The sequence below is a fragment of the Sphingobium sp. BS19 genome (assembly GCF_027925545.1).
Lineage (GTDB): Bacteria > Pseudomonadota > Alphaproteobacteria > Sphingomonadales > Sphingomonadaceae > Sphingobium.
The window spans coordinates 156,174-182,512 of record NZ_BSEF01000002.1; the positions used below are offsets into that span (position 1 = coordinate 156,174).

Annotated in this window: 24 protein-coding genes and 1 riboswitch; of the genes, 15 read left to right on the forward strand and 9 right to left on the reverse strand. The window is 59.4% G+C overall.

Translation table 11 applies throughout. The features are described 5' to 3' along the window. Window positions 1–11: 11 nt before the first annotated feature. Entirely contained in the window at window positions 12–1,811 is a 1,800-nt protein-coding gene (locus QMG56_RS03160; RefSeq protein WP_281821121.1) for a glycoside hydrolase family 15 protein, read from the forward strand. Next, entirely contained in the window at window positions 1,808–3,202 is a 1,395-nt protein-coding gene (otsA, locus tag QMG56_RS03165) for an alpha,alpha-trehalose-phosphate synthase (UDP-forming) (protein ID WP_230188092.1), read from the forward strand. Before QMG56_RS03160 ends, otsA begins: the two co-directional genes overlap by 4 nt. 22 nt (window positions 3,203–3,224) lie before the next feature. Here the strand turns inward: otsA and QMG56_RS03170 are convergent, their stop codons facing one another. Together QMG56_RS03170 and QMG56_RS03175 are read right to left on the reverse strand one after the other, a co-directional pair. Then, window positions 3,225–3,542, reverse strand: coding sequence for a cytochrome C (locus tag QMG56_RS03170; protein WP_230188091.1), 318 nt, complete (start codon window positions 3,540–3,542; stop codon window positions 3,225–3,227). A gap of 8 nt (window positions 3,543–3,550) precedes the next feature. After that, the gene (locus tag QMG56_RS03175; RefSeq protein ID WP_281821123.1) at window positions 3,551–4,711 is read right to left on the reverse strand and encodes a molybdopterin-dependent oxidoreductase; all 1,161 of its coding nucleotides are present in this window, start codon (window positions 4,709–4,711) and stop codon (window positions 3,551–3,553) included. Between the two features lie 188 nt (window positions 4,712–4,899). Here QMG56_RS03175 and paoA point away from each other — a divergent pair, with 188 nt between their 5' ends. From paoA to paoC, 3 genes are read left to right on the forward strand one after another with little or no spacing between them, the layout of a single operon-like run. Continuing rightward, entirely contained in the window at window positions 4,900–5,547 is a 648-nt protein-coding gene (gene paoA / locus QMG56_RS03180) for an aldehyde dehydrogenase iron-sulfur subunit PaoA (RefSeq protein ID WP_281821125.1), read from the forward strand. Next, entirely contained in the window at window positions 5,544–6,494 is a 951-nt protein-coding gene (locus QMG56_RS03185) for a xanthine dehydrogenase family protein subunit M (protein WP_281821126.1), read from the forward strand. The genes paoA and QMG56_RS03185 overlap by 4 nt, the downstream gene beginning before the upstream one ends. 3 nt (window positions 6,495–6,497) lie before the next feature. After that, window positions 6,498–8,705 carry an aldehyde oxidoreductase molybdenum-binding subunit PaoC gene (gene paoC, locus QMG56_RS03190; protein ID WP_281821127.1) on the forward strand — a complete coding sequence of 736 codons (2,208 nt, stop codon included), beginning with the start codon at window positions 6,498–6,500 and terminating at the stop codon, window positions 8,703–8,705. Window position 8,706: 1 nt separating this feature from the next. On the opposite strand, the gene QMG56_RS03195 is transcribed toward paoC, so the two are convergent. From QMG56_RS03195 to QMG56_RS03205, 3 genes are all read right to left on the reverse strand, one after another. After that, complete coding sequence (locus QMG56_RS03195) at window positions 8,707–9,444, reverse strand: DUF72 domain-containing protein (RefSeq protein WP_281821128.1); 738 nt, start codon at window positions 9,442–9,444, stop codon at window positions 8,707–8,709. A 317-nt stretch (window positions 9,445–9,761) separates the two neighbouring features. Then, window positions 9,762–11,084, reverse strand: coding sequence for a cell wall metabolism sensor histidine kinase WalK (locus tag QMG56_RS03200; RefSeq protein WP_281821129.1), 1,323 nt, complete (start codon window positions 11,082–11,084; stop codon window positions 9,762–9,764). 5 nt (window positions 11,085–11,089) lie between these two features. Next, window positions 11,090–11,809, reverse strand: a complete 720-nt coding sequence (locus QMG56_RS03205; RefSeq protein ID WP_230188084.1) for a response regulator — start codon at window positions 11,807–11,809, stop codon at window positions 11,090–11,092. A 163-nt stretch (window positions 11,810–11,972) separates the two neighbouring features. Between QMG56_RS03205 and QMG56_RS03210 the strand changes: the two genes are divergently transcribed. The 3 genes from QMG56_RS03210 to QMG56_RS03220 all read left to right on the forward strand — a co-directional run bounded on the left by QMG56_RS03210 (window position 11,973) and on the right by QMG56_RS03220 (window position 13,743). Next, window positions 11,973–12,389: a hypothetical protein gene (locus QMG56_RS03210; protein ID WP_281821130.1), complete on the forward strand. Its 417-nt coding sequence runs from the start codon at window positions 11,973–11,975 to the stop codon at window positions 12,387–12,389. A gap of 75 nt (window positions 12,390–12,464) precedes the next feature. After that, window positions 12,465–12,878 (forward strand): EF-hand domain-containing protein, encoded by a 414-nt coding sequence (locus QMG56_RS03215; protein ID WP_281821131.1) that lies wholly within the window; start codon window positions 12,465–12,467, stop codon window positions 12,876–12,878. Between the two features lies 1 nt (window position 12,879). Then, window positions 12,880–13,743, forward strand: coding sequence for a sterol desaturase family protein (locus QMG56_RS03220; RefSeq protein ID WP_281821132.1), 864 nt, complete (start codon window positions 12,880–12,882; stop codon window positions 13,741–13,743). Window positions 13,744–14,048: 305 nt separating this feature from the next. On the opposite strand, the gene QMG56_RS03225 is transcribed toward QMG56_RS03220, so the two are convergent. Continuing rightward, on the reverse strand, window positions 14,049–15,452 hold the full coding sequence (locus QMG56_RS03225) for a short-chain fatty acyl-CoA regulator family protein (RefSeq protein WP_281821133.1): 1,404 nt from the start codon (window positions 15,450–15,452) through the stop codon (window positions 14,049–14,051). 106 nt (window positions 15,453–15,558) lie between these two features. On the opposite strand from QMG56_RS03225, the gene QMG56_RS03230 reads away from it, so the two are divergent. The 6 genes from QMG56_RS03230 (at window position 15,559) to QMG56_RS03255 (ending at window position 21,982) form a co-directional block, all read left to right on the forward strand. Next, entirely contained in the window at window positions 15,559–15,867 is a 309-nt protein-coding gene (locus tag QMG56_RS03230) for a hypothetical protein (protein WP_281821134.1), read from the forward strand. Beyond that, on the forward strand, window positions 15,864–17,363 hold the full coding sequence (locus QMG56_RS03235) for an MmgE/PrpD family protein (protein WP_281821135.1): 1,500 nt from the start codon (window positions 15,864–15,866) through the stop codon (window positions 17,361–17,363). The genes QMG56_RS03230 and QMG56_RS03235 overlap by 4 nt, the downstream gene beginning before the upstream one ends. Window positions 17,364–17,377: 14 nt before the next feature. Beyond that, the gene (prpC, locus tag QMG56_RS03240) at window positions 17,378–18,535 is read left to right on the forward strand and encodes a 2-methylcitrate synthase (protein WP_309298537.1); all 1,158 of its coding nucleotides are present in this window, start codon (window positions 17,378–17,380) and stop codon (window positions 18,533–18,535) included. An 11-nt stretch (window positions 18,536–18,546) separates the two neighbouring features. Next, the gene (prpB, locus tag QMG56_RS03245) at window positions 18,547–19,467 is read left to right on the forward strand and encodes a methylisocitrate lyase (protein ID WP_281821138.1); all 921 of its coding nucleotides are present in this window, start codon (window positions 18,547–18,549) and stop codon (window positions 19,465–19,467) included. A gap of 122 nt (window positions 19,468–19,589) precedes the next feature. Beyond that, a riboswitch (cobalamin riboswitch) is annotated at window positions 19,590–19,813 on the forward strand. Window positions 19,814–19,937: 124 nt separating this feature from the next. After that, window positions 19,938–20,927, forward strand: a complete 990-nt coding sequence (locus QMG56_RS03250) for a DUF1852 domain-containing protein (protein WP_281821139.1) — start codon at window positions 19,938–19,940, stop codon at window positions 20,925–20,927. Window positions 20,928–20,953: 26 nt separating this feature from the next. Then, window positions 20,954–21,982, forward strand: a complete 1,029-nt coding sequence (locus QMG56_RS03255) for a methionine synthase (protein WP_281821140.1) — start codon at window positions 20,954–20,956, stop codon at window positions 21,980–21,982. 421 nt (window positions 21,983–22,403) lie between these two features. Here QMG56_RS03255 and QMG56_RS03260 read toward each other — a convergent pair whose 3' ends face one another. The 3 genes from QMG56_RS03260 to QMG56_RS03270 form a co-directional block, all read right to left on the reverse strand. Then, complete coding sequence (locus QMG56_RS03260) at window positions 22,404–23,420, reverse strand: IS110 family transposase (protein WP_281821141.1); 1,017 nt, start codon at window positions 23,418–23,420, stop codon at window positions 22,404–22,406. 182 nt (window positions 23,421–23,602) lie between these two features. Then, window positions 23,603–23,833 (reverse strand): hypothetical protein, encoded by a 231-nt coding sequence (locus QMG56_RS03265; RefSeq protein ID WP_281821142.1) that lies wholly within the window; start codon window positions 23,831–23,833, stop codon window positions 23,603–23,605. A 505-nt stretch (window positions 23,834–24,338) separates the two neighbouring features. Beyond that, the gene (locus tag QMG56_RS03270; RefSeq protein ID WP_281821144.1) at window positions 24,339–25,163 is read right to left on the reverse strand and encodes a helix-turn-helix transcriptional regulator; all 825 of its coding nucleotides are present in this window, start codon (window positions 25,161–25,163) and stop codon (window positions 24,339–24,341) included. 98 nt (window positions 25,164–25,261) lie between these two features. Between QMG56_RS03270 and QMG56_RS03275 the strand changes: the two genes are divergently transcribed. After that, window positions 25,262–26,155, forward strand: a complete 894-nt coding sequence (locus tag QMG56_RS03275; protein WP_281821145.1) for an SDR family oxidoreductase — start codon at window positions 25,262–25,264, stop codon at window positions 26,153–26,155. Window positions 26,156–26,339 lie beyond the last annotated feature (184 nt).

Consider the following 26,339-nt stretch of genomic DNA (forward strand, 5'->3'; position numbering starts at 1 on the left):
AAAGGGGAACCATGAACGACCGCGATCTCAATCTTTGGCCTATCGGCAATTGTCAGGCGTCTGCGCTGGTGGACAAAGCCGGACGATTTATCTGGGCCTGCGTTCCGCGTGTCGATGGTGACCCGGTTTTTTCCGCTCTTCTGGACGATGCCGATTTCGAGGCGCCTGATGCGCGCGGGTTCTGGGCCATCGAACTGGAAGGCTGTGTTTCGGTCGAGCAGTCCTATGTGCGCAATACGCCGATCCTGCTGACGCGTCAGACTGACGCTGCCGGGAACGCCATAGAAACCTACGATTTTAGCCCGCGGTACAAGCATCAGGGCCGCATGTACCGCCCCGTGGCGTTCGCACGCGTCGTTCGGCCCGTCGCAGGATCTCCACGGATACGTGTGCGGCTGCGTCCCACAACCGCTTGGAACAGCGAAGTTGTGCCAATGAACTATGGGTCGAACCATATTCGCATGGTGCTGTCCTATATGGCGATGCGGCTTACGACGGATGCGCCCATCGGCCTGATTTCCCAGGAAAGCTGGTTCCGTCTGGAAAGCGACGCCCATTTCTTTGTGGGGCCGGACGAGAGTTTTTCCGATGCCTTGCGTCCCGCCGTACAGCGGATGATGGACGATACTATCATGGAATGGCGGATGTGGGTGCGCGGTCTCGCGATCCCGCCCGAGTGGCAGGAAGCCGTTATCCGATCGGCCATCACGCTCAAGCTTTGCCAGCATGAGGAGACCGGCGCGATTGTCGCGGCGCTGACCACATCCATTCCCGAACATGCCGATAGCGGGCGGAATTGGGATTACCGCTATTGCTGGGTGCGTGACGCCTATTACACTGTGGAAGCGCTCAACCGGCTTGGCGCGCTTGACGTGCTTGAGAGCTATCTGGCGTATCTCCGAAACATCGTGGATGGCGCGAAGGGTGGGCATATTCAGCCGCTCTATGACGTGCGCGGCAACGCCCGGCTCGACGAGTGGGAAGCGGAATCGCTGCCCGGCTATCGCGGTATGGGGCCAGTACGTGTCGGCAATGCCGCCTATTCACAGGTTCAGCACGACGCTTATGGGCAGATCGTCCTCTCCTCCGTTCAGGGGTTCATCGACCATCGCCTGCTGCGAATGGCTGGCCCGGCCGATTTCGAGGCCTTGGAGGCCGTCGGTGAACGTGCGTGGGCGGTGCACGACAAGCCCGACGCGGGTCTGTGGGAACTGCGCAACCGCACCCATGTCCACAGCTATAGTGCGGTCATGTGCTGGGCCGCCTGCGACCGGCTTGCCCATGCAGCCGAGGCGCTGGGGCTGGAAGCGCGGGTCAATCATTGGGCGGAACGCGCCGCCAACATGAAGCGCGATATCCTGAAAGCGGCATGGCGACCGGAAAGCGATTCGCTTTCCGCCAATTTTGAGGACGATGCGCGCGATGCATCGTTACTCCAGTTGCTCGATTTGCGGTTCCTGTCTGCCGACGATCCACGTTTCATTGGGACACTCAATGCACTAGAGGCAGATTTGCGTCGTGGGTCGAACATGCTCCGGTACAGCACCGCCGATGATTTCGGCGAGCCGGTAACAGCGTTCAACGTCTGCACATTCTGGCTGATCGAGGCGTTGTTCCGTACCGGGCGGCGCGAAGAAGCAAGGACATTGTTCGAGGAAATGCTGGCGCGGTGCACGCCGGCCGGACTCCTTTCCGAGGATATCGATCCCGAAAGCGGCGAGTTGTGGGGCAACTATCCGCAAACCTATTCACTGGTCGGCATTATCAACTGTGCCGTTCTTCTAAGTAAACCCTGGAGTGAATGCAGATGAGCCGCCTGATAGTAATTTCCAACCGCGTCAGTCGCCCCAGCAAGGGCGGCGAGCAAGGCGGTCTGGCGGTTGCCTTGGCTGCAGCCCTGCGCCAGAGTCGCGGCATATGGGTCGGCTGGTCGGGGGAAACGACGGACAAGTTCACCGGCCAGATCGCGTTCAACGAGGACGATGGCGTAAAGACGGCAACCATCGACTTGGAAGAACAAGACGTCGACGAATATTACAACGGCTATGCGAACAAAACGCTGTGGCCGCTGTTTCACTTCCGCATCGACATCGCCGAATATGCGCGCGATTTCGAAGGCGGCTACAATCGCGTAAATCAGCGCTTTGCCGATACCGCCAGTCCCTTGATTGAGCCGGACGATGTCGTGTGGGTACATGATTATCACATGATCCCGCTGGGTCAGATGCTGCGGAAAAAGGGCCTGAAGAACCGCATTGGCTTCTTCCTGCACATCCCTTGGCCGCCCACGCGCCTGCTGGTCTCCCTCCCCCATCATACCAAGCTGGTCGAAGCGCTGTTCGCGTATGACGTGGTGGGTTTTCATACCGAAGAGTGGCTCGAATCCTTCCGCCATTATGTCGAAAAGGAAATGGGCGGCACGGTCAATGGCGACTTCGTAACCATGGGTGGCCGGACGATACAGGCCATCGCCTGCCCAATCGGTATCGATGCGCCTGAATTCATTGAAGCGAGCCGTGGCGAAGCGGCTGCCGAAATGCAGGAGGAAGTCCGCAAGTCTCTGCAGGACCGGGCGATGATCGTCGGAGTCGACCGGCTGGATTATAGTAAGGGGCTGGAGGAACGATTCACTGGCTATGCGCGCTTCCTGAAAGACAATCCCGATTATAGCCGTAAGGTGGTGCTGGTACAGATCGCACCGCCATCGCGCGGCGACGTCGAAAGCTACCAGGAGATACGCGCCACTTTGGATTCGCTGGCGGGGCGTATCAACGGGGAATATAGCGACGTTGACTGGACCCCGATCCGATATGTGAATCAGGGCTATCCGCGTGACAAACTGGCTGGCATTTATCGAGCCGCGCGTATCGGGTTAGTGACCCCGCTGCGTGACGGGATGAACCTGGTGGCGAAGGAATATGTGGCTGCGCAGGATCCAGAAGATCCCGGCGTACTGATCCTGTCGCGCTTTGCCGGGGCGGCGGCGCAATTGAAGGACGCGCTTCTTATCAACCCCTATTCCCCTGAGGATATGTCCGATGCCATTGGAAAGGCGTTACGGATGCCTTTGCAAGAACGTCAGCGCCGGTGGCGGTCCATGATGACATGCGTCGAGGAACAGGACGTCTCATGGTGGCGCGCGACCTTCGCCCTCCGGCTGGAAGATGCCGGAAAAATCAAAGAGCCCGCCACAGTCGACTAACCCCGACAAACATGCGGAGCGCTTATTTTACAGGCTCTCCGTATGTCTTCGCCAGATAGGTAGAGATGATGTCTGCATCCGCAGGCTCGATGGGCGCGCCGTAGACTGCGACCATCTTGTGCACTTCATCTTTCCAGAATTGTGCGCCTTTGCCACGCGGTTGCGTGCGGATATAGTCGAGCGAGTGACAGGCCGCGCAATTTGCCACAGTCACATCCGATCCCTCTCCCTCAGGCAGGGTGAAATCCTCCGTACCTTCGGGCAATGTATAAGTGACCACCTTGGCCGGTGCGGCGACCGCAAATATTATCGCGGCAACCGGGAGGCAAAGCACCATCATCGACCGCCTCATGACACGAGCACTTTGACGGTTTCGACGACGTTGCGCAGATAGCCTGCCGGATTCCATGAAGGCTCCATCGGTTGGGTTTCGCCGCTTCGAGCGGTGGCACGGGCCATCAATACGTGATCGCCGCTGGCCAGATCCAGCGAGGACGCCCACGGGCGGAAGGAATATTTACCAAGGTCTTCCCCGAGTGTCGCTTCTCTCCAGTGAGCGCCCCCGTCAGTGGACAATTCCACTTTTGCGATACCGCTGCCGCCATCGAACGCGATGCCCGAAACGGCAACCCCCTTCCCACGCGCGATCCTGGTGCCGTCGACATGGCTGGTGATGAAGGAGCGGACCACAAATTTGCCGATCGGCCGCGTACTCGTGGGTTTCGTGCCTACCGGGACGCACTGGCAATCATTGTCGGGCACGCGATAGGCTGTCTTCATCCAATAGCCGTCAAAGGGCTTATCCAGCACCGTAATCTCATTCAAATGTTTGACCCAGTAAGTCCCGAAATAACCCGGCACCACGAGCCGCAGGGGGAAGCCATTGAGGAACGGCAGATCCTGCCCGTTCATGGCCCAGGCAAGCATTACTTCGCCATCGGCGGCATGATCGACCGCCAACGCCTTTACGAAATCCGCTATGTCCGGCGCAGGGGGATTATCGAGGCCGTTGAACGTCACCTGTTGCGCGCCCGCGTTCAAACCCGCGCGTTCCAGCACGGCTTTCAGCGGAACGCCGGTCCAGCGGGCGTTGCCCATCGCACCATGGGCGAGTTGACCGCCAGCGACACGCGGCTCGAAAAGGCCGCGGCTGTTGCCCGAACATTGGTTCACGGCAACGATCTCGGTCGGCTTGAACATCCGCTTGAGCTCCGGCAGCGACAGTGACAGCGGCCTGTTTACATGCCCGCCAACGTTCAATCGGTAACTGTCCATGTCGATCGAGAGTGGAATATCGGACATATGATAGCGCACGAAAAATGCGTCGTTGGGCGTCAGCACGCCTTCTCCAAACACACTGAACGGCGTTTCGAGTTGCGGCGGACGCGCGGTAAGGCCGATCATCGGCCGCTTGCCCGGAAAGCGAACCATTGGACGCTCGCCATTGGCGAACGGCAAGGTAATCGTTTCCGCCCCGGCCTTCCCGGCAAGCATAATCGATGCCCCCATGCCCATAAGCAGCTGCCGTCGTTCCAACATGATGACCCTTGTCTTTGTTTTGATGCGTGATGCACCTCTAGCGGCTCCGGTCGAAGCTGCGCAACTGCAATGCAGTTTAGCATATGCCGCGACATAATTTATCCATGCGATGGATAGAAATTCAGCGTCCTACGTTTGACTTGTTTACCACAGCATGAATGGGGGAGATCAGCGTGACCGAAAGAACCGGAAACGTATCGCGCAGGGCTGTGCTGGGTGGCAGTGCGGCTATTTGTGCTACACCTGCCTTTGCTGCTCAAACCGGCAATCGCCAATCAGTCGAGACCCGAATGACTATGACTCCCACCACGCTCAAGGTGAACGGCAAAGACGTCCGAATGACGCTCGACCCACGCACCACATTGCTCGACGCGCTGCGCGAGCATCTCCACCTGACCGGAACCAAAAAGGGTTGCGATCACGGACAATGCGGCGCCTGCACCGTGATCGTGGAAGGTCGGCGTATCAATAGCTGCCTGACGTTAGCGCTCATGCACGATGGCGATGAGATCACCACCATCGAAGGACTGGGTTCCGCCGATAAAATGCACCCGATGCAGCAGGCGTTCGTCACGCATGACGGATACCAGTGCGGATATTGTACGCCCGGGCAAATTTGTTCTGCCGTCGCAGTGCTCGACGAAATCGAGGCGGGAATTCCCAGCCATGTGACTGAAGATTTGAACAAGGTGGCTTATTCAGACGCGGAAGTTCGTGAACGGATGAGTGGAAATATCTGCCGTTGTGCCGCCTACCCCAACATCATCGCCGCGATCCGGGACGTGGCCGAGGGAGATAAGGCATGAAGGCCTTTACCTACGAACGTGCAGCCAGTCCCGCCAAGGCGGCAGAGGCGGCCGTGGCGAATCCAGGCGCGAAATTCATCGCGGGCGGCACCAACCTGCTCGACCTGATGAAGCTGCAGATCGAGACGCCCACGCATCTGATCGACGTCAACCGGTTGGGTCTGGATGAGATAGCTGCGACCAGAGACGGTGGCCTGCGCATTGGGGCTTTGGTCCGTAACACCGAATTGGCTGCGCACAAGGCGGTGCGCCGCGACTATGGCGTGTTGAGCCGTGCTCTGTTGTCCGGTGCCTCGGGGCAGTTGCGCAATAAGGCCACGACCGCAGGCAATTTGCTTCAGCGTACCCGCTGCCCTTATTTTTACGACACGACTAAGCCGTGTAACAAGCGCAGGCCGGGAACGGGCTGTGCCGCGTTGAACGGGTTTAACCGCAACATGGCGATAATGGGCACGAGCGCTGACTGCATCGCGACGCATCCTTCGGACATGGCGGTGGCTATGCGGTTACTGGATGCGACCGTAGAGACGGTAACGTCCGATGGCACCAAGCGTGCGATACCGATGGCGGATTTTCATCGCCTGCCGGGCAATACGCCGGACATCGAAACAGCACTGGCACCGGGTGAGTTCATCACCTCCGTTGTCCTGCCTAAACCTCTGGGCGGCACGCATATCTATCGCAAGGTTCGGGACCGTACTTCCTATGCCTTTGCCGTTCTGTCCGTTGCCGCGGTATTCGACAAGCAAGGTGAAACACGCTTTGCCTTTGGCGGTTTGGCGCACAAGCCGTGGCGCGTCGAGGCCGCAGATGCCTTGGGATCGCGCGGCGCAGCCGCCGTGGCGGAAGCCGCCTTGGCTGGCGCAAAGACGACTGAGCAGAATGCCTTTAAGATCGACCTGACGCAGCGCACGCTCGCGGCGGTCTTCGCCCAGAAGGAGGCTTAGGCCATGAAATTCGATCAACCCGCCACGCTCAATCCCATCGACCGTGCACGCGTCGTCGGCAAACCCGTCGACCGTATCGACGGTCCTCTGAAGGTCGCCGGCGCGGCGCCCTATGCTTACGAGCGACATGATGTAGCGCCCAACCCTGCCTATGGCTGGATGATCGGCTCGGCCATCGCCAAAGGCACGATCAACAGCATCGACACGACTGAAGCCGAAGCGGCTCCAGGCGTTCTTGCTGTCCTTACGCACGCCAATGCAGGTGCATTGGGCAAGGGGAACATGAACACCGCGCGCCTGCTGGGCGGACCGGATATTCAACATTACGATCAAGCTGTCGCACTGGTCGTTGCCGAGACTTTCGAACAAGCCCGCGATGCCGCCAAGCTGGTGCGTGTGGACTATACGCAAGGTCAGGGTAAATTTGACCTGCTGGTGGGTGTGAAGACAGCGCAGCCGCCCAAAAGCGTGCAAGGCAGCCCCGCAGATACATCTGTCGGGGATTTCGACGGAGCTTTCAAAAGTGCCGCCGTCAAAGTCGATCAGACCTATACTACTCCCGATCAGAGCCATGCGATGATGGAGCCTCATGCTACAACTGCTGCATGGGCGGGCGACAAGCTGACAGTGTGGACATCGAACCAGATGGTGACATGGGCGGTCAAGGAAATGGCCAAAACGCTAAAGATCGCGCCTGAAAATGTGCAGGTCGTCTCCCCCTATATTGGCGGCGGCTTTGGATCCAAACTGTTCCTGCGCGCCGATGCCCTTCTCGCGGCATTAGGTGCGCGGGCGGTCGGCAGGCCGGTCAAGGTGGCGTTGGCGCGACCGCAAATTCCAAACAACACCACCCATCGCCCCGCTACGATCCAGCGCTTGCGGATCGGCGCCACGAAGGATGGCGTCATTCAGGCGATCGGCCATGACGTATGGGCCGGCGACCTTCCCGGAGGCGACGTGGAGAGCGCCGGGCTGCAAACGCGCCTGCTTTATGCGGGAAAGAATCGCAAAACGACCCACCGTCTGGCTGAATTGGATTTGCCGGAAGGCAATGCCATGCGTGCGCCCGGCGAGGCGGTCGGCCTGCTGGCGCTGGAAGTCGCGATGGACGAACTGGCGGAAGCCTGCGGCGTCGATCCTGTCGAACTGCGCATCAAGAACGATATTCAATATGATCCGGAGGCTGGCCCGAAGCGGCCTTTCTCCAGCCGCAAACTCATTGAATGTCTCCAGCAGGGCGCTGAGCGGTTCGGCTGGTCAAAGCGCAACCCCAAACCCGGGCAAGTGCGCGAGGGCGATTTCCTTATCGGCATGGGCGTCGCAGCTGCGTTCCGCAACAACATGGCCATGCCGTCCGGCGCGCGTGTCGCGATCGATGGCAAAGGCCGGATCACTGTGTCGACGGACATGACGGATATCGGCACCGGCACCTACACGATCATCGCGCAGACCGCCGCCGAATTGCTGGGCGTGAATGTCAGTGACGTGACCGTGAAGCTTGGCGACAGCAGCTTCCCGGCATCGGCAGGCTCCGGCGGCCAATGGGGGGCCAACAGTTCAACGGCGGGCGTTTACGCGACCTGTATGACGTTGCGCGGCATGCTGGCCCAAAAGGTCGGCTTCAATGCCGAAGACGCGCTCTTTGAAGACGGCATGATCAAAGCGGCAGGTAAGGCCATCCCGTTGCGCGACGCTGTCGGTCGCGAGGGCATCAGCGTGGACGACAAGATCGAATTCGGGGATCTTACCGAGCGCTATGCTCAGGCGACTTTCGGCGCACATTTCTGCGAAGTGGCCGTCGATCGCTTTACCGGCGAAGTTCACGTGCGACGGATGGGCGGCGCATTCGCTGCCGGACGCATACTCAACCCCAAAACCGCGCGCAGTCAGGTGATCGGCGCCATGACGATGGGCGTCGGCGCAGCGTTGATGGAGGAACTGGTCGTCGACAAGCGCTTTGGCTATTTCGTCAATCACGACATGGCCGAGTATCATGTCCCCGTGCACGCCGACATACCCGAGCAGGACGTGCTGTTCCTCGACGAACTGGACGACAAATCCTCCCCCATGAAAGCCAAGGGCGTGGGAGAGCTGGGCATATGCGGCGCTGGGGCGGCTGTTGCGAACGCAATCTATAACGCAACGGGTGTCCGCCTGCGCGACTATCCCATGACGCTTGACAAGGTCATTGGCGGCCTGACCAAGGCGTAACTTAACCTAGCCGCGCAATCAGCGATTGCGCGGCAGCAGGCGCACGTATCTTCGCCCCACTGATGACATAGACGAATGCATCGCCGGTCTTCGCCCATCCCCTCGCCCGCTCCGCCCAGCCATCCAGCGCGTCGGGTGCATATCCTGCAGGCTCGTCTTCAACAGACTGCATCAGGCGGGCGTAAGTAAAGTCCGCTGTATCTGCCTCGATCAGCGGATATTCGTCATGATCGGCGCGCACGATGGCAGCCCCCGCTGCCTTTGCCAGAGCTATAAAAGCCGGATCGCGATAACTCTCGTGGCGTACTTCCAGAGCATGGCGCAAACGCACACCGTCCACGGATTTCGGCAAAAGATCGACAAACGCCGCCATATCTTCGGCGTCAAACACCTTGGTTGGAGCAAATTGCCAAAGGATCGGGCCAAGCTTGTCCCCTAACTCCGCAAGCCCTTGTTTCACGAATTTATCGACGGACTCCGCCGCTTCGCCAAGTAACTTCCGGTTAGTGCAGTAGCGTGACGCCTTGACCGCATAGGCGAACCCCTCAGGCGCGGCCTTGGCCCACTCGGCAAAACTTTTCGGGCTCTGCAAACGGTAATAGGTGCCGTTGATCTCTATGCTGGTCAGGTGCGAAGCAGCATAGTTCAGTTCATCCTTCTGCCGCAGACCTTCGGGATAAAAGGTGCCCCGCCACGGCTCGAACGTCCAGCCACCGATACCGACCCGGATAATGCCCATTTAGCTCTCCATCATTCGCTCATCTATTAGCGCAAAGCCGATGCGGCCAACAGCGGGAAGAGCGTCGGCACCTCCGCCGAAACATAGGAAACGCGCAACCACACGCGTGTAGCTCAATGGCAGAGCAGACGCTTCCCAAGCTCCCCTCTCCGCCGGGGATCGTCCGAACCTTACGCAAGCTGCCACTATATTACTCGTAAAGCCATATCCGATAAGGACGTCGCAGTCATAGCCGTGCCACGTCAGCTTGTGATTTGATCCTGGGAAATAAGCCTCATATTCCGTTGCGACTAAGGCTTCTGATTTCGCTCCGTGCCTTACGTCGGCAATAGAACACTCACAACGAAACCGCCGCTTGTCCGATTGGCAAAGGTAACATTTCCGCCTTGCGCAGCAACCAGCGCGCGAACGATCGCGAGACCCAGTCCCGCCCCTCCGTTAGAGCGATCTCGTGAAGGGTCGATCCGACCGAAGGGCTCACCGAGTTTCTCCAGCATTGCCGCAGGCACGCCTGGTCCGTCATCTTCCACTCTCAACAACCAGCAGACATCCCCTGCGCGCAGAGAAAGACGAGCGCTGCTGCCGTGATACAGAGCATTGTCGACAAGATTTCCGAGAATGCGGCGGAGGGCAAGCGGATCGACGATAACCCATGCCGCGTCATCCGGAAGCGAAAGCGCGACTACCTGGCCCATTTCCTCGCGGAGCGCCACGAACCGCTGCAGTTCGTCGACCAGATCCAGTCGATGGTTGCGATTGAGCGCTGGAGTAGCCGATTGTGCCAAAAGCAGTGTATCGTCGAGCAGCATCGCCATCTCATCGAGATCCCGCACCGCCCGCTCCAGTTGTTCGGGATCGCCAATAAACTCGACCCGCAGCCGGAACCGGGTGATATAAGTGCGCATGTCGTGCGCGATTGCGGCCAGGATGCGCGTCCGTTCGGCGATCAGCTCAGCAATCCGTGCTTTCATTTCGTTATAGGCACTAGCCAGATCGCGTATTTCGCGCGAACCTGAAATTTGCAGGTCAGGCGTGTCGGGTCGCCCTGCAAAATGCCGAATATCTTCCGCCAGCCGAACGATTGGGCGCGTCGTCGCGCGTACTGCCAGCGTCAGGGCAATCAACGCGACGATACCGCCCAGCCCCAGCATAAACGCACGCTGCCGCAGCAAGCTTCGCACCGGAGGCGACGGGCGGCTTTCGATTGCCAGCGCACCGCCATACCCCAGCTTTACGTGCAATGTTAACGGCTTGCCAAGCCAGCCGGGCCAGGGATTGAGCCGTGTGATCGCTGGAAAGCGCGGCTCGCGGCCGGTCATGGCGATTGCATGCGTGGGCAATGTCGCGCGATAGGGTGCGACCATCGCCGATGGTCGCGCACCGGTTGGCATGCGCGGTTCAAGTTCTACATGATACAGCGCCCCATCGAACGCGCTGACGATGAACGGTCTGCGCTCCGGCAGAGTCGTATCGATCGCCTCCACCATCGCGCGAACCTGAGCGGGTGCCGGCAAGTTCGCGCTCCGTCGGTCAGGGTTGCGCTGCGTTCCGCCCGCAACCGCAAAAACGGCGATCTGCAAAGCGACGAAGCTGATAACCAGAATCAAGGTAATACGGAAGGAAAGCGTGCCGTGATGCATCGCGCCTACTCGCGATCGACGCTGGCAGCCAAGCAATAGCCGCCGCCGCGTACCGTCTTGAGAATTGGAGCACCATTCGGATGCAGCGCCAGTTTGCGTCGCAGCTTGCCGACCTGGACGTCGATGGCGCGGTCGAAAGGTTGCGCATCGCGACCGCGCGTCCAGTCGAGCAACTGGTCGCGCGATAGCACGCGACGCGGATGGCGAACGAACGCCACCAACAGATCGAATTCGCCACCGGTGAGTTCCACCTCGACCGCGTCGGGGTCGAGCAGCGTGCGCGTCGAAAGATCGATCGCGAAGCCGGCAAAGCGCCATCGCTCGGCCAGTTGCGCGGGCGGCACCTGATGCTTGTCACGCGTGCGGCGCAGGATCGCGCGCACCCGCGCCACCAGTTCGCGGGGGTTGAACGGCTTGGGCAGATAATCGTCGGCGCCAATCTCCAGCCCGACGATCCGGTCGACATCGTCGCCGCGTGCCGTCACCATCAGGACCGGCACCTCGCCCTCTGCCCGCAGTCGGCGGCAGATCGACAGTCCGTCCTCGCCAGGCAGCATGAGATCGAGCACTGCCAGATCGATGCGCCTGCGCGCCCGCAGTCGGTCGAACGCCTCACCGTTCGTGCAAAGCTCCGTATCGAACCCCTCTCGCTGGAGCAATCCGGCAACGAGCGGCCCGATCTCCGGATCATCCTCTACGATGGCGATGACGGTATTACTGTTCATGAATGGCATCATGCACCGCCAGGAGCGCGCGGAAAAGCATGACGCGAGGGCGATTACATTTCTTCACACTCGCTCACTCGCCGCTCGCATTCGGCTTACGTCCGTCGGTCAGATTGCACGGCATCGGACAGTTTCCGTTCGACGCAGAAAAGAGGAGCAGAATATGAAAACGAAAATGATGACCGCTATCGCCGCCGGCGCCGTGCTCGCAGCAACTATCTCCGCGGTTCCCGCCGAAGCGCAGCGCCGTCATGGTGGCTCGGTCTCGGTCCAGGGGTCGGGCGGGCGTGGTGGAATAGCTTCCCGCAGCACGACCGGCACGGTCGGCAACGGTACGGTGACACGCGGCGTTCAGACGAACGCTGGCTATGGTTCCACCACCACGCGCGCCAGCAGCACGTCGAACGGAACTTACAACGGCAGCACCACCCATACGCTGAACAACGGCAAGACCTTCGGCCGCTCGACCACCGCCACGAACAATGGCGACGGCACTGGCAGCTATTCATCGACGGTTACTGGCCCCAATGGCCAGTCCGGCACCGTGTCGGGTACTGTGAGCACCAGCCCCGAGAACTGAGCGCACGCCGACACGCGGCCCGGTCGTTTACCCGCCCCCCAAGCGACCGGGCCATTTCCTCTCAGGAAGTTGCACATGAATAACCGCTTTTATGCCTTTGCCGCGTTCCCCTTGTCTATCATGGCCGCTACGATGGCGATGGCGCAGGACATAACGTCCGCTGACGTTAATCGCGACGGCAGGATCACTCGCGCCGAGTTCGCATCTGCGCGGCTCGCCAATTTCAACCGCCTCGACCGCAATGGCGACGGCGTCGTCAGTCAGGCTGACATCGGCCGGATCGCCCGCGTCCGCCCACGCGCCGGACAGGCACTGCAACAGCTCATCGCGGCTGCGGACGCCAATCACAACGGCCAGGTGACGCGGGACGAAATGGCAAAGGCGCCAATACCCGTATTCGATCGTGCCGATATCAACCATGATGGCGTTATCGACCGCAACGAGATGGCTGGCTTCCGTACCACGCTCGCGCAGATGAGAGGGCAGTGAGATGGACACGCTCCTCGCCAAATCGCCTTTGTGGTTGGCTGTAGTCTTGGCGCTCGTGCTTGTCGAACTGACCTGGCGCGTTCGCGGGGGGCGTGGCTATGACAAGGGCACAGCGCTGACGACGCTCGGCCTTATCGCAGGCAATGTGCCTGCGGCGGCACTCAACGCCATCGTGCTGGGCGGACTCTTCTCCGCTACCTGGGCCATCGCGCCGGTCCATCTACCGCTCGATAACTGGAAAACCTGGGCGGCGGGTTTCATCGCTGTCGAGTTTGCCTATTACGGCTTTCATCGCGCCAGCCACCGCGTCCGCTGGCTATGGGCGAGTCACGCCGTACATCATTCCGCCGAGCAAATGACCCTCCTGTCTTCGTTGCGGCTTGGCTGGACGAACCTCCTCTCCGCAGGCTGGGTCTTTTACGTTCCACTGACTCTGATTGGCTTCGATCCGAAGCTGGTGGTGCTGCTGCTCGCATTCAACCTGCGCTATCAGTTCTTCCTCCATACCGAGGCGAAGATTTCGCTCGGACCGCTCGAATGGCTGCTCAATTCACCGTCGCATCACAGGGTCCATCATGGACGCAACGAGGCGTACCTTGATCGCAATTATGGCGGCGTTCTGATTGTGTTCGACCGGCTGTTTGGAACCTTCCGTGCGGAGCGGTCGGACGAACCAGTCGAGTTTGGGCTCAAGGGCCGCGCACCAGAGGCCAATCCGCTTCGGCTGGTGTGGCGCGAATGGTCCGACGTCTTTGCCGCAATGCGAACGGCCGGCAGTGTACGCAGCGCAGTACGCGTGGCTTTGTCTCCGCCCGGCGAGGAATCGCCTCAATCAACCCCGCCCCCTCTGGCTATCGTCAACTAAAGCACGATGAGGCGCTGAAGACTCACCTACAAGGCGCGCCAGATAGCCCAGCACAAGACGTCGGCCTTTTGCTTCAATTCACCAACTTCGGTTCCTATCGGAAACCTACGTTCAAGGTTCCACACGGGGATGACGGGTTTGTCCCACGACCCCACGTTTACTTCCCGCAGCTGTCGACCAACTCTCGTCATTTGCCGACCAGCGCGTGAACGGCCGATCCTGACAGAATTTGCTATTGTCGTTCCATCGAGTCGTCGGAAAATAGAGCTAATCGCCGTCGGCGCCACCTATCTGCTGCGTAAAGCTTAACCCGCCGGATACGGGGTTGCCATGCTCTGGTTATAATCGACGCTGATTGCCCGGCCGATCGCTGGAAAGGCGCGCTGGGGACATGCAGGGCGCTCGCATATCTTGCAACCGGCGCCGATCGGCGTTGCCGCCATATGGTCGGTCAGGTCCAGCCCCTTGGAATAGATGAGCCGTCCTGCATGCCGGATATCGCAGCCCAGGCCGACGGCGAAGGTCTTGCCAATCTCGCCGAAGCCCGGGTTACTGCGTCCCACGGTTCGCGCGATCCACAAATAGGTGCGGCCATCGGGCATTTGCGCCACCTGCGTCAGCACCCGTCCGGGCTGGGCGAATGCTTCGTAGACATTCCACAACGGGCAAGAGCCGCCCACGCGCGAAAAGTGGAAATCGGTCGCCGACTGCCGCTTGGAAATATTGCCTGCCCGATCGACCCGAATGAAGAAGAAGGGCACGCCCCGCGCTTCGGGGCGCTGTAACGTCGAAAGGCGATGACAGATCGTCTCGAAACCCACGCCAAATCGACGGCTGAGCCGTTCAATATCATAGGCTTCCGCTTCGGCCGCCGCGAGAAATGGACGGTAGGGAAGGATTAGCGCACCCGCGAAATAATTGGCGAGGCCGACCCGTGCCAGCTTACGTGCCTCTTCTCCTGACAGGGCCCGGTCATCAACCAGATGATCGATCTCCGGCTCCAGTTCGAGAAAGGCCAGCTGGGTTGCCATCTGGAACGCCTGCTGCCCTTGTCTGAGGCTCGCTGATATATGGAGAATGCAGCTCTGTGCATCGAAGCGTCGTTGGACCCGATGATCCTCGTCAAAGGCGACAGAAATGCCATGCTGCTGCCGCAGCCAGGCGGCAAGACCGGCATGCACCGTGCGCGGGGTCAGGATTGCGCTGTGATACAGTTGCTCGGCCGCTTCATCGAGCAGGGCGACATGATTATGCTGAGTGTAGAAGAAATCGCGCACTTGCTCGAAGGGCATGCGCGGCGGACCACCTGCGATCCAGTCGTCACCCAATTGCGCGGCCATCGCCTGATTGCTTTCCAGCGAGTCGCGATATCGCCGGTGGAGCGACACCAAAGTTCGCCCGACGGCGGGCATGCCTGTGGCAATTTCGCGAATTTCAGCCAGCGACACTGTCTCCTGTCCCTCTTCCGAGAAGAGTTCGCGCAGTTCCGTAATCAGTCGCCCTTCTTCGTCCTCGGAAAACAGCTGAACATCTACACCAAATGCGGCGTTGAGCTTAAGCAGTACCGGAACGGTAAGCGGGCGCTGATTCTGTTCGAGCTGGTTGAGATAGCTGGGCGAGATGCCGAGTGCGTTGGCGAGTTCGACTTGCTTGAGGCTCCGCTCCTCGCGCAGGCGGCGAAGCCGCATCCCCATATAGGCCTTTCGCATACCACATCTCTTTCTTCGCAAAATTTGCAAGCTTGCAGGACGACCTTCGCAAAACTCAGCATTTTCAGTCATTTTCTTCTGCTGATCATTTGCGGATATTGCGGGCATGTTTTCAAACACTCATGATCCTGGTCGGGCCATCTTCGAGCGCCTCGCCAATGCGGCGGCGATTAAAGCTGGCGATCTATTGGGGCGCGATCTCACCCTGAGCCGCTGCGAAATCTTGGAAATTCGGGCGGTCGACCCCGGGTGCGAGGGACAGGTCGAGACCTGGTTCGGCCGGACCGTCTCTGGGCAGACGGAAGTCATCGCCTTCCTGATCCTGGATCATGCTGTGCTTGGACAGCGCATGGCGGCGCATGGCCGCTTCACATTCACGATCCTCCCACCATCGCAAAGAGATTTATGCCCATGAAACTTCACGACGTTCGCACCTACAAGTCTGCCGAACCGCTGGCGCGGGAAGATCAACTGGCATGGAAACTGGCGGCGGTGGCTACCGACCTGGTGCCCGTCGATGCCGATGTGATCGATATGCTCGGCAACCGGATCATTGACAACGCCTCGGTCGCCGCAGCTTCGATCGCGCGCGGACCGATCCGCTCGGCACGCGCACAGGCGCTTGGACACCGTTCCGATAAGGGCGCACCGCTATTTGGTCTTGCACCGGACGTGAAGGTCAGCCCGGAATGGGCGGCCTGGGCCAATGGCGTAGCAGTGCGAGAGCTTGATTTCCACGACACCTTCCTCTCGGCGGAGTATAGCCATCCGGGCGATAATATTCCGCCAATTCTCGCTGTCGCACAGGCCAAGGGCCTTGATGGCGCGGCGCTGGTGCGCGGACTTGCCGCCGGCTATGAGATCCAGGTCGATCTGGTGAAGGGCATCTGCCTGCACGAACACAAGATCGACCATATCGCCCATCTGGGTCCAAGTGCCGCCGGCGGCATGGGCGCGCTGCTCGGCCTGTCGACCGACATTACCTTTCAGGCGATCCAGCAGGCGCTGCACACCACCACCACCACCCGCCAGTCGCGCAAGGGCGAGATTTCGACCTGGAAGGCCTATGCTCCAGCCTTTGCTGGCAAGATGGCGATCGAGGCAGTCGATCGCGCGATGCGCGGCGAAGGTGCGCCGTCCCCCGCATATGAAGGGGAAGATGGCTTCATCGCCTGGCTGCTCTCTGGTCCGAACCACATCTATCAGGTGCCGCTGCCTGCGCCGGGCGAGCCGAAGCGTGCGATCCTCGACACCTATACCAAGGAATATTCGGCGGAATATCAAAGCCAGGCGCTGATAGACCTAGCCAAGCGGATGAGCCCGAAGGTCGGCGACCTGTCGCAGATCGAAAGCATCCTTATCAAGACCAGCCACCACACGCATTATGTGATCGGCACCGGCGCCAACGATCCGCAGAAGATGGATCCCAAGGCAAGCCGTGAAACCCTCGATCACTCGATCATGTATATCTTTGCCGTCGCGCTGGAGGATGGCGGTTGGCACCATGAAAAGAGCTATGCGCCAGAACGTGCCCAGCGTCCTGGCACGGTAGACCTTTGGCACAAGATCACGACCGAGGAAGATCCCGGCTGGACCGCGCGTTACCACGCCATGGGCTCAGACAAGGCCTTCGGTGGAAAGGTCATCATCACGCTGAAGAATGGCAAGTCGATCATCGATGAACTGGGCGTTGCAGATGCCCATCCAAACGGCGCACGACCGTTCGCACGGCCCAATTATGTCGAGAAGTTCCGCACACTGGCCGATGGCATCGTCGCGACGACTGAGCAGGATCGCTTCCTCGCTCTGATTGATCGGCTGCCGACCCTGACCGGCGCGGAAGTCACCCAGCTCAATTTCATCGTGTCCTCCGCTCAACTCGGACCCGACGCGCCCGCAGGCATCTTCTGATGGAAAGGCAAGTCATGGACATTCCCTTCAAGCCCAAGAAATCGGTGGCTCTCTCAGGCGTCACCGCTGGCAATACCGCGCTCTGCACAGTCGGCAAAACCGGCAATGATCTGCATTATCGGGGCTATGACATTCTCGATCTCGCTGAGACCAGCGAGTTCGAGGAGATCGCCCACCTGCTCGTTCACGGGGAACTGCCCTCCCAGGCCCAGCTTGCGTCCTATAAGGAGAAACTCAAGGGCCTGCGCGGCCTGCCACAGTCGGTGAAGGAAACGCTGGAGGCTATTCCGGCTGCGGCGCATCCCATGGACGTGATGCGCTCGGGCGTTTCGGCGCTCGGCTGCGTACTGCCTGAGACCCATGATCACAACCTACCAGATGCGCGGGACATTGCCGATCGGCTGATGGCATCTCTAGGTTCGATCCTGCTTTACTGGTATCACTTCGCCCATCACGGTCGTCGGATCGAAGTCGAGACCGATGATGACAGCATAGGCGGGCATTTCCTGCATCTCCTGCACGGTAAAATGCCGTCGCCAAGCTTTGTGCGGGCCATGCACACATCGCTCATTCTCTATGCCGAGCATGAGTTCAACGCCTCGACTTTCACCGCGCGAGTGATCGCCGGCACCGGGTCTGACATGTATTCGAGCATTGCTGGCGCCATTGGCGCGCTGCGTGGCCCGAAGCACGGCGGCGCCAATGAAGTCGCGTTCGAGATACAAAAACGTTACGCTACTCCCGCCGATGCCGAAGCCGATATTCGGCGCCGTGTCGACGCCAAGGAAGTGGTCATCGGCTTCGGGCATCCCGTTTATACGGTATCCGATCCCCGCAACGTCGTCATCAAGCGTGTGGCCAAGGCGCTGGCGGACGGGGCAGGCGCGCAACGGCAATATGCCGTCGCCGAGCGCATTGAGCAGGTGATGTGGGACGCGAAAGCCATGTTTCCCAATCTCGATTGGTTTAGCGCCGTGTCCTACAACCTGATGGGCGTGCCGACGGCGATGTTCACCCCATTGTTCGTCATTGCCCGCACCTCCGGGTGGGCGGCGCATGTCATCGAGCAGCGGCAGGACAACAAGATTATTCGCCCGTCGGCCCATTATACTGGCCCCGAAAATCTCGCCTTCGTGCCGCTGGCGCAGCGCACTGAAGCAGCGGCTGTTTAAGGAGACACATATTGCCCTATCTTGTCGCAGACGAATTGCCTGTTCAAAGCGCAGGCGCCCGTTTCAGGGCACTGCTCGACCGACCGAACATACTCCAACTTCCCGGCGCGCATAATGGCCATGCCGCGCTGCAGGCCAAGGCAGCCGGGTTCAACGGACTTTATCTCTCCGGCGCAGCGATGACCGCCAGCATGGGATTGCCTGACCTGGGTATCATCACCGTAGATGAAGTCGCCTTCTTCGTCCGTCAGATCGCTCATGCGGCTGGCCTTCCGCTGCTGGTCGATGGCGATACAGGATATGGCGAGGCGCTTAACGTCATGCATATGGTCCGCACCTTCGAGGAGGCGGGCGCTGGCGCCGTCCATCTGGAAGATCAGATATTGCCCAAGAAATGCGGACATCTGAACGGCAAGAAGCTGGCCGACGCCCACGACATGGCAAACAAGGTTGCCGCCGCGAAGAAGGCAAGCCGCGATATCGTCATCATCGCGCGGACCGATGCCGCTGGTGTGGAAGGGTTCGACGCCGCAGTGTCCCGTGCGAAACTCTATGTCGAAGCCGGCGCGGACGCCATCTTCCCAGAGGCACTGGTTACCCGCGGAATGTTCACTGCCTTCGCTCAGGCCATGCCGGGGGTAAAGCTGCTCGCCAACATGACCGAGTTCGGCAAGACGCCCTTCTTCACCGCCCAGGAGTTCGAGGCGATGGGATACCGAATGGTGATCTGGCCGGTATCTTCGCTCCGCGTCGCCAACAAGGCGCAGGCCAAGCTGTATGCCGCCATCAAAGAGGACGGTGGCACCCACAATATGGTGGAGGAGATGCAGACCCGCGCCGAACTTTACGACACCATCGGTCTGCACGATTATGAGTCATTGGACGCCTCTATCGTGCAGACGGTCCTGCCGGTTGTGACCGTCGAGAGCTGATGGATTTCCGGCCCTCAGGCCAAAATGCGGGGCATGGCGATTGGGGAATTGCGATGCCTCATCGCCTTGCAGGGTATATAAAGAAATCTTTATATACCTCTTGACGCTCGTGGAAAACTCTTGTTTAAACAGGCTGTCGAGGTTCTCCACAGCAGGCATGATGTGGAGCTAAGACGGGAAGCCGGTGACGTTCTCGTTGAACGGAATCCGGCGCTGCCCCCGCAACTGTAAGCGGTGAGCGGCGGTTCCATTTTGTGTCACTGAGCCTTCGCAAGAGGCTCGGGAAGGCCGGGACCGACGCATTGACCCGTGAGCCAGGAGACCTGCCTCCGACGCGATAATGTTCCTCGGACGGGGGTTCCTCCGGTGGATCGCGCCTGATGCTAGGCCGGGGCTTGAGTGCCTTCGGGCTTGTCCGTCTTGTGCGTTTCCTTCGGTCCTCTCGCCCGGCAAACCTAGGTGATCGGTCGATGGCTACGCATTCCTCCTTTGAGTTCTCCATCAATCACATTGATTTCGATGAGAATTATCGGCCCGCGGACAATACCCGCATCACGACGAACTTCGCCAATCTGGCACGGGGCGATAGTCGCCGTGAGAATTTGCGCAACACCCTGCGGATGATCGACAATCGCTTCAACGCTCTCGCGCGTTGGGATAATCCCAAGGGGCATCGGTACACTGTCGAACTCAAAATAATTTCAGTCGAGATGCGTATCGATGCCGCAGGGAATAACGACGTGTTCCCGCTGATTGAAATCCTTAAGACGGCTATCTTCGACAGAAAGACCGACCAACGCATTGACGGTATCGTCGGCAATAATTTCTCGTCTTATGTTCGCGACTATGACTTCAGCGTTCTGCTGTCGGAGCATATGAAGAAAAATCCGAATTCCGGCGCTCCGGAAGGCTTTGGTGACCTGCATGGCAACCTGTTCAAGCACTTTTTGAATTCGGGTGCCTATAGGGACAACTTCAGCAAACCGCCCGTCATCTGCCTGAGCGTATCGAGCAGCAAAACCTACCGGCGGACTACGAATGAGCACCCGGTCCTGGGTTTCGAATATCACAATGACGACGTTTCGGCGACCGACGAGTATTTTGCCAAAATGGGCATGAAGGTCCGCTATTTCATGCCGCCCAATAGCGTCGCTCCATTTGCCTTTTACCATCTTGGCGACTTGCTCGGCGATTATACGAGCCTTGAACTGGTCAGCACCATCAGCGTGATGGAGACTTTTCAGAAAATCTATCGACCCGAAATATACAACGCCAATTCGGCGGCAGCGGAGCTGTATCAGCCAAGCCTCAAATATCAGGACTATTCGCTCACTCGCATTGTCTACGACCGCGAAGAGCGCAGCCGGCTGGCTGTCGAACAGGGCAAGTTTGCTGAAGAGCGTTTCATCAAGCCATATCGGGCCGTGCTGGAGCAATGGTCTGCCAGTCACGCGCGCTGATCCATCAGAAAATAAGGCCGTTTCTCATGAACATATTATTGCCTACTTCGACCGCCGGGAGCTTGCCCCAGCCCTCCTGGCTTGCACAATCTGAGACGCTTTGGTCGCCATGGAAGTTAGAGGGAGAAGAACTGGTCGAGGGCAAGCAAGATGCTTTGCGCCTGTCTCTGGACGATCAGCGGCAGGCGGGGATCGATATCGTCAGCGATGGCGAGCAGACGCGCCAGCATTTCGTTACGACATTTATCGAGCATCTCAGCGGAGTTGATTTCGAGACGCGCAAGACCGTCAGAATCCGCGATCGCTACGACGCGAGCGTGCCCACGGTCGTAGGCGCGGTTGAACGCCGGAAGCCGGTTTTTGTCGAAGACGCCAAGTTCCTGCGTCAGCAAACCAATCAGCCGATCAAATGGGCCCTGCCCGGGCCAATGACGATGATCGATACGCTCTATGATGCCCATTATAAAAGCCGCGAGAAGCTCGCCTGGGAATTCGCCAAGATCCTCAATCAGGAAGCCAGGGAACTCGAGGCCGCCGGCGTCGACATAATCCAGTTCGACGAACCGGCGTTCAACGTGTTCTTCGACGAAGTGAATGAATGGGGCATCGCGACCTTGGAAAAGGCAGCTGAAGGGCTAAAGTGCGAGACTGCCGTTCACATCTGCTATGGCTATGGCATCAAGGCCAACACCGATTGGAAGAAGACGCTCGGATCAGAGTGGCGGCAATATGAGAGAGCCTTTCCCAAGCTGAAAGGCTCTAGCATCGACATTATCTCGTTGGAATGCCAGAATTCCCGGGTTCCGATGGACCTGATCGAACTCATTCGGGGCAAGAAGGTGATGGTAGGCGCCATCGACGTGGCGAGCGACATCATCGAAACGCCCGAGCAAGTCGCCGATACGCTGCGAAAAGCGCTGCAGTTTTTGGATGTCGACAAACTCTATCCGTCGACCAACTGTGGCATGGCGCCGCTGTCTCGCCGCGTAGCGAAAGGCAAGCTTGCTGCTTTGGGCGCCGGCGCCGCAATCATTCGGAGAGAGCTTTCGGCCTGACGGGGCGGTGGAGGATAAAGCGCGTCCGGTGGCAAACACCGAACGCCGATCCGGTTGATATCGAAGGGGAGTGTCCATCCTCCTATGCAACAAGACAGGGTGGCTCATTACGCGCAGACCCGGATTGCTCGGAGCGAACATAGCCGGTGAACCATTTTTTATGTTGAATGCCGTTGAATGGCCAAGATCTCGAACGGCGGCTTTGTTGTCTAATTGATTCCTGCATTGCGCTTCCTTTTTCCCGTTTGCCAATGGTTGTCTTCGAGGTCATCGGACCGCTGAGGTAGCTTTTGTCCGAGCCTTCATGATCGCGGCCGAGCGGAAATAGGTGGACGTCTCTGAGTCCCAAACGAGGTTTGACCCTCTACAAAGCTGACGAGATCGTCCGGGGCATGGCTGATCGGGATGAGGAACGCGGGGATCAGACCCAGCGAAACTCAGTCTCGTTCAGCCAAAGCGAATGCAGTAAAGCGGCGAGCTTCCGCGCAACGGCCGTTCTGGCACGCCTTGCACCTTTGGCTTCGGCCATTTTCCTGCCCCACTCCTGAAGGGCAAATGGCCGCTTGACCTGGGTCAGCGCGACGTTGGCCGCTTCGTAAAGCGCCTTGCGCAACATGGGATCTCCCGCCTTGGAGATATGCCCGCTGACATCGCGTTCTCCCGATTGACTGCGTCGAGGCACGAGCCCTGCATAGGCGCCGACATCGTTGCTTCTGGCAAAACGGCGCGGATCTTCGATGGTTGATGTGTAGGTGAGCGCGGTGATTGGTCCAACCCCAGGAACGCTCATCAACCTGGCGCAGACCTCATCCGCCTTTGCCCGATCATTGAGCAGGCGATTGTACGCGCGTAGCTGCTCTTCAATAGCCTCCATGGATGCAATGAGCGGAGAAAACAGAGCCTTCAAATCCGGGCGCTGGGCGTAGAAGCCCGTCAGGCGTTCGGCACGTCGGCCCGGCGTTCTGGCAGTGCCCATGCGCAGGCAGAACAGCTTCAGGAGCCCACGCAGCTGATTGGCCATGGATGTCCGCGCAGTGATGAGCTGGGCGCGGATACGGAGGGCTGCCCTATCGATATGCGTGGCTGACGCTTTCATGTGGACGCGTTTGTACCATCCGGTGCGCGCCAGCTGGGCAAGCCCTTCAGCGTCGTGGACATCGCTTTTGTTCACGCGGGCAGAAAGGACGCCCTTCGCGTGCCGCGAGCAGATGCACTCTATCGCAACACCGCGCTCGACCAGCCCATGATACAGGAACGTCGATAACGTTCCCGTCTCCAGCACCACACGCGCCAGATCGGTACAATGTTTGTTAAGCCATTTGGCCAGAACAGCGGGATCGCTCGCGACAACATCGCGCCGCAAAACCTTACCGTCGACATCGACCACGCAGATATGCGTCGTCTTGTCACTTACATCCAACCCTGCATAAATCGACATCGGTCATCCTCCTGCATTGAAGCGCCAAGGCGACTTCGTACCATGCACGAGGGTGGCTAAATCAATTACGCGGTGTCCCAACTTGGGCCTTGCAACGCGCCGAGCGTTCGGAGAATGTAGGATGGCTTTCGACGGGATTTCGAGTGTTAAGAACGACCACTTTGTTCACAGCAGCAGTAAGCTCAATCTGCCGACACGATCGAATATTCAAGTCGCACATCGTCTAGAAGTCGCTCGATCGCGGCGCGCTGGGCATCGGTACCGTTTGGCCTAACCTCCCAATTGCAATGGGCATGCGTTGCGATGTCTCGCACAATGACCTTGCCCAGCGCCCGCCGCCATGTCTGCGATGTGCCGCCGCTCTCGCGGATCAGACGGGCAATAAGCAGAAGTTGTAGGTCAGAGGCGGTCATTTCCCCCGCTTAGCTGCTGTGGGTTGGAAATTGCTAGAGCTAGCTCGACGAGGTATTAAGGCTCTGCAAATGCGTAGCCCCCAAGCGAACCCTATTTACGCTTCGAACCCGATTTACGGGAAGGGAATGGGGCCACTCCATGGGGTCTATTTTTTGCTGCAGTGCAGCAATTGATGTAATTACAATTTGTTAGCGATGCCTTGCGATTCCCTTCACCGCTCCAAGCCCTCCCAAACCGTACAAAACACGCAAATCCGCTACAAATCCAGATAGACCTTTGCTAGCATAGCGGTCGATTATTTTAGCCGCGGTCCGCGCGTGCGTCGTCATGTGCAGGTCGGGGCCCCAGTTTGACCTTGGCTTGTGCAATCGGCGTGTGCCACGCGCTCACAGGCACACCAGCACTTGTATCACACGTCCAACTATCACCCTTGTCGGCGAATGTAGCACTAACGGGGATCGTTGCTGCCATATCGGTGATGGCTGCCGGATCGGAACCTCCATTTCACGCTTCCGCAAACAGGGCACGAAGGCGCTCTATCATGGGCGGCATTGTCGGATTGTAGACCATCATGATGAGATCCGACCGTCCTTCGACCGCAAACGTCGAGAATTCCAGGTCCACGGGCCCGAGTGAACGGTGGTGAAGGCGCTTGATGCCTTCGCCGTGACCCATGACTTCATTGTCATTCCACAGCGTCCTGAATTCTGCGCTGGAGGCCGACAGCTCATCGACGAGTTGCCGGATTTCCAGGCTGGCCCCGGCGCGGGCGGCATCGGCGCGGAAGGTGCCCACGACATAGCGTGCAACGCTGCGCCAATCGTCCTGCGCGCCGCGGACACGTTCGTCATCGAAGATCAGCCGCAGAATGTTGCGCCGCTCGCGCGGTAGCTCCGCATAGTTGGCCAGGATCAGGGTCGCCGCCTTGTTCCAGGCGACGACATCCCAGGTCGCTGTTCTGATGATGGCGGGACTGTATGGCAGGGCGTCCAGCACGCGCTGCAGGCGCGGCGTGATGCCTTCCGGGTGGCGATAGCGCGCTTCCGGAGGATGGCCGAACGCGAGAATATGGAGATGATCGCGCTCCAACTCGGTGAGCATTATGCCAGTCGCGATCCGGTCCAACACATCGGCTGATGGCGCTCCGCCGCGGCCCTGCTCCAGCCAGGTGTACCAGGTGGCGCTGATGTTTGCGCGCTGGGCAACTTCCTCCCGGCGCAGACCGGGGGTGCGACGGCGCCCTGGCTGAAAACCGAAGGTCGCCGGGTCAAGGCGCATGCGCCGGTCGCGCAGGAAGGTGCCGAGCTGATTCTCACAAGGCGGGAGCATCAGTATCCTGTCGATGATTATACTATGATAAAGTCACTACTTTCACAGGATCGCTTTCTCACCGAATGGGGTGGCACGTCAATCTGGAGTAGTTCCCCATGCGTGTCTTTCTCACTGGCGCCACCGGTTTCGTCGGTTCGCAAATCCTTCGCGAACTTCTGGGCGCGGGCCATGAGGTGATCGGCCTCACGCGCTCGATAGCTGGAGCGCGCGCGCTGACCGACGCAGGCGCGCAGCCCCATGTTGGCAACCTGGAGGATCTTGCCAGCCTCCGCGCAGGCGCGGAATGCGCCGATGCCGTCATCCACACCGCATTCGACCATGACTTCTCGAAATATGCCGCAAGCTGCGCACAGGATCGCCACGTAATCGAAGCGCTTGGTGTCGTGCTGGCGGGCTCTGATCGGCCACTGCTCATCACTTCGGCTGCGATTATGGGCGCACCGGACGATGGTGGCCCCGCCGTCGAGCAACTGTTCACCGTCCGCCACCACCCCCGGTCCAGTTCCGAACTGGCTGGCGAGGCACTGCTGGAAAAGGGTGTGAACCTGTCGGTCGTGCGCCTTCCGCAAGTCCACGACACCGTTAAGCAGGGCCTGATCACCCCTTATGTGGCGCTGGCGCGGGAGAAAGGCGTGGCTGCTTATGTCGGCGAAGGCAAAAACCGCTGGTCGGCCGCGCATGTTCTCGACGTGGCGCGACTCTATCGCCTAGCGGTGGAACGAGCCGAACAGGGCGCGCGCTACCACGCGGTCGCCGAGCGTGGTGTCGCCTTCCGCGAGATTGCCGCGACTGTGGCTGCAGGTCTCGACCTTCCGCTCATCTCGCTGTCTCCTGAACAAGCGCCTCTCCATTTCGGCTGGTTCGCGATGTTCGCGGCCGTTGATATGTCGGCATCCAGCGCGTGGACACGGGTGCATCTGGGATGGACGCCGGAGGGTCCGAGCCTGATCGCTGACCTTGAGCGGATGGACTATTCACAGGAAGACTAGCCCCCTCGGAAAATGCTATCGGGTTCTCTAACGAAATCTGACCGAGGTAAATGGCAGGATGGCGCTAAGGCGCATGGACCTACGGCAGCTTTCACCCAGCCCTCTCGATGCCCTGAACCTCGGCCATGCTAGTACGATCAGGGAACAGAGATGCCTCGATTTTTAGTGGGACCGATGTAAAGAA

Bases quoted from the DNA above. Each gene is read 5' to 3' on its own strand.
- QMG56_RS03160 (WP_281821121.1), top strand. From the start codon at position 12: ATGAACGACCGCGATCTCAATCTTTGGCCTATCGGCAATTGTCAGGCG.
- otsA (WP_230188092.1), top strand. From the start codon at position 1,808: ATGAGCCGCCTGATAGTAATTTCCAACCGCGTCAGTCGCCCCAGCAAG.
- QMG56_RS03170 (WP_230188091.1), bottom strand. From the start codon at position 3,542: ATGATGGTGCTTTGCCTCCCGGTTGCCGCGATAATATTTGCGGTCGCC.
- QMG56_RS03175 (WP_281821123.1), bottom strand. From the start codon at position 4,711: ATGGGGGCATCGATTATGCTTGCCGGGAAGGCCGGGGCGGAAACGATT.
- paoA (WP_281821125.1), top strand. From the start codon at position 4,900: ATGGGGGAGATCAGCGTGACCGAAAGAACCGGAAACGTATCGCGCAGG.
- QMG56_RS03185 (WP_281821126.1), top strand. From the start codon at position 5,544: ATGAAGGCCTTTACCTACGAACGTGCAGCCAGTCCCGCCAAGGCGGCA.
- paoC (WP_281821127.1), top strand. From the start codon at position 6,498: ATGAAATTCGATCAACCCGCCACGCTCAATCCCATCGACCGTGCACGC.
- QMG56_RS03195 (WP_281821128.1), bottom strand. From the start codon at position 9,444: ATGGGCATTATCCGGGTCGGTATCGGTGGCTGGACGTTCGAGCCGTGG.
- QMG56_RS03200 (WP_281821129.1), bottom strand. From the start codon at position 11,084: ATGCATCACGGCACGCTTTCCTTCCGTATTACCTTGATTCTGGTTATC.
- QMG56_RS03205 (WP_230188084.1), bottom strand. From the start codon at position 11,809: ATGAACAGTAATACCGTCATCGCCATCGTAGAGGATGATCCGGAGATC.
- QMG56_RS03210 (WP_281821130.1), top strand. From the start codon at position 11,973: ATGAAAACGAAAATGATGACCGCTATCGCCGCCGGCGCCGTGCTCGCA.
- QMG56_RS03215 (WP_281821131.1), top strand. From the start codon at position 12,465: ATGAATAACCGCTTTTATGCCTTTGCCGCGTTCCCCTTGTCTATCATG.
- QMG56_RS03220 (WP_281821132.1), top strand. From the start codon at position 12,880: ATGGACACGCTCCTCGCCAAATCGCCTTTGTGGTTGGCTGTAGTCTTG.
- QMG56_RS03225 (WP_281821133.1), bottom strand. From the start codon at position 15,452: ATGCGAAAGGCCTATATGGGGATGCGGCTTCGCCGCCTGCGCGAGGAG.
- QMG56_RS03230 (WP_281821134.1), top strand. From the start codon at position 15,559: ATGTTTTCAAACACTCATGATCCTGGTCGGGCCATCTTCGAGCGCCTC.
- QMG56_RS03235 (WP_281821135.1), top strand. From the start codon at position 15,864: ATGAAACTTCACGACGTTCGCACCTACAAGTCTGCCGAACCGCTGGCG.
- prpC (WP_309298537.1), top strand. From the start codon at position 17,378: ATGGACATTCCCTTCAAGCCCAAGAAATCGGTGGCTCTCTCAGGCGTC.
- QMG56_RS03250 (WP_281821139.1), top strand. From the start codon at position 19,938: ATGGCTACGCATTCCTCCTTTGAGTTCTCCATCAATCACATTGATTTC.
- QMG56_RS03255 (WP_281821140.1), top strand. From the start codon at position 20,954: ATGAACATATTATTGCCTACTTCGACCGCCGGGAGCTTGCCCCAGCCC.
- QMG56_RS03260 (WP_281821141.1), bottom strand. From the start codon at position 23,420: ATGTCGATTTATGCAGGGTTGGATGTAAGTGACAAGACGACGCATATC.
- QMG56_RS03265 (WP_281821142.1), bottom strand. From the start codon at position 23,833: ATGACCGCCTCTGACCTACAACTTCTGCTTATTGCCCGTCTGATCCGC.
- QMG56_RS03270 (WP_281821144.1), bottom strand. From the start codon at position 25,163: ATGCTCCCGCCTTGTGAGAATCAGCTCGGCACCTTCCTGCGCGACCGG.
- QMG56_RS03275 (WP_281821145.1), top strand. From the start codon at position 25,262: ATGCGTGTCTTTCTCACTGGCGCCACCGGTTTCGTCGGTTCGCAAATC.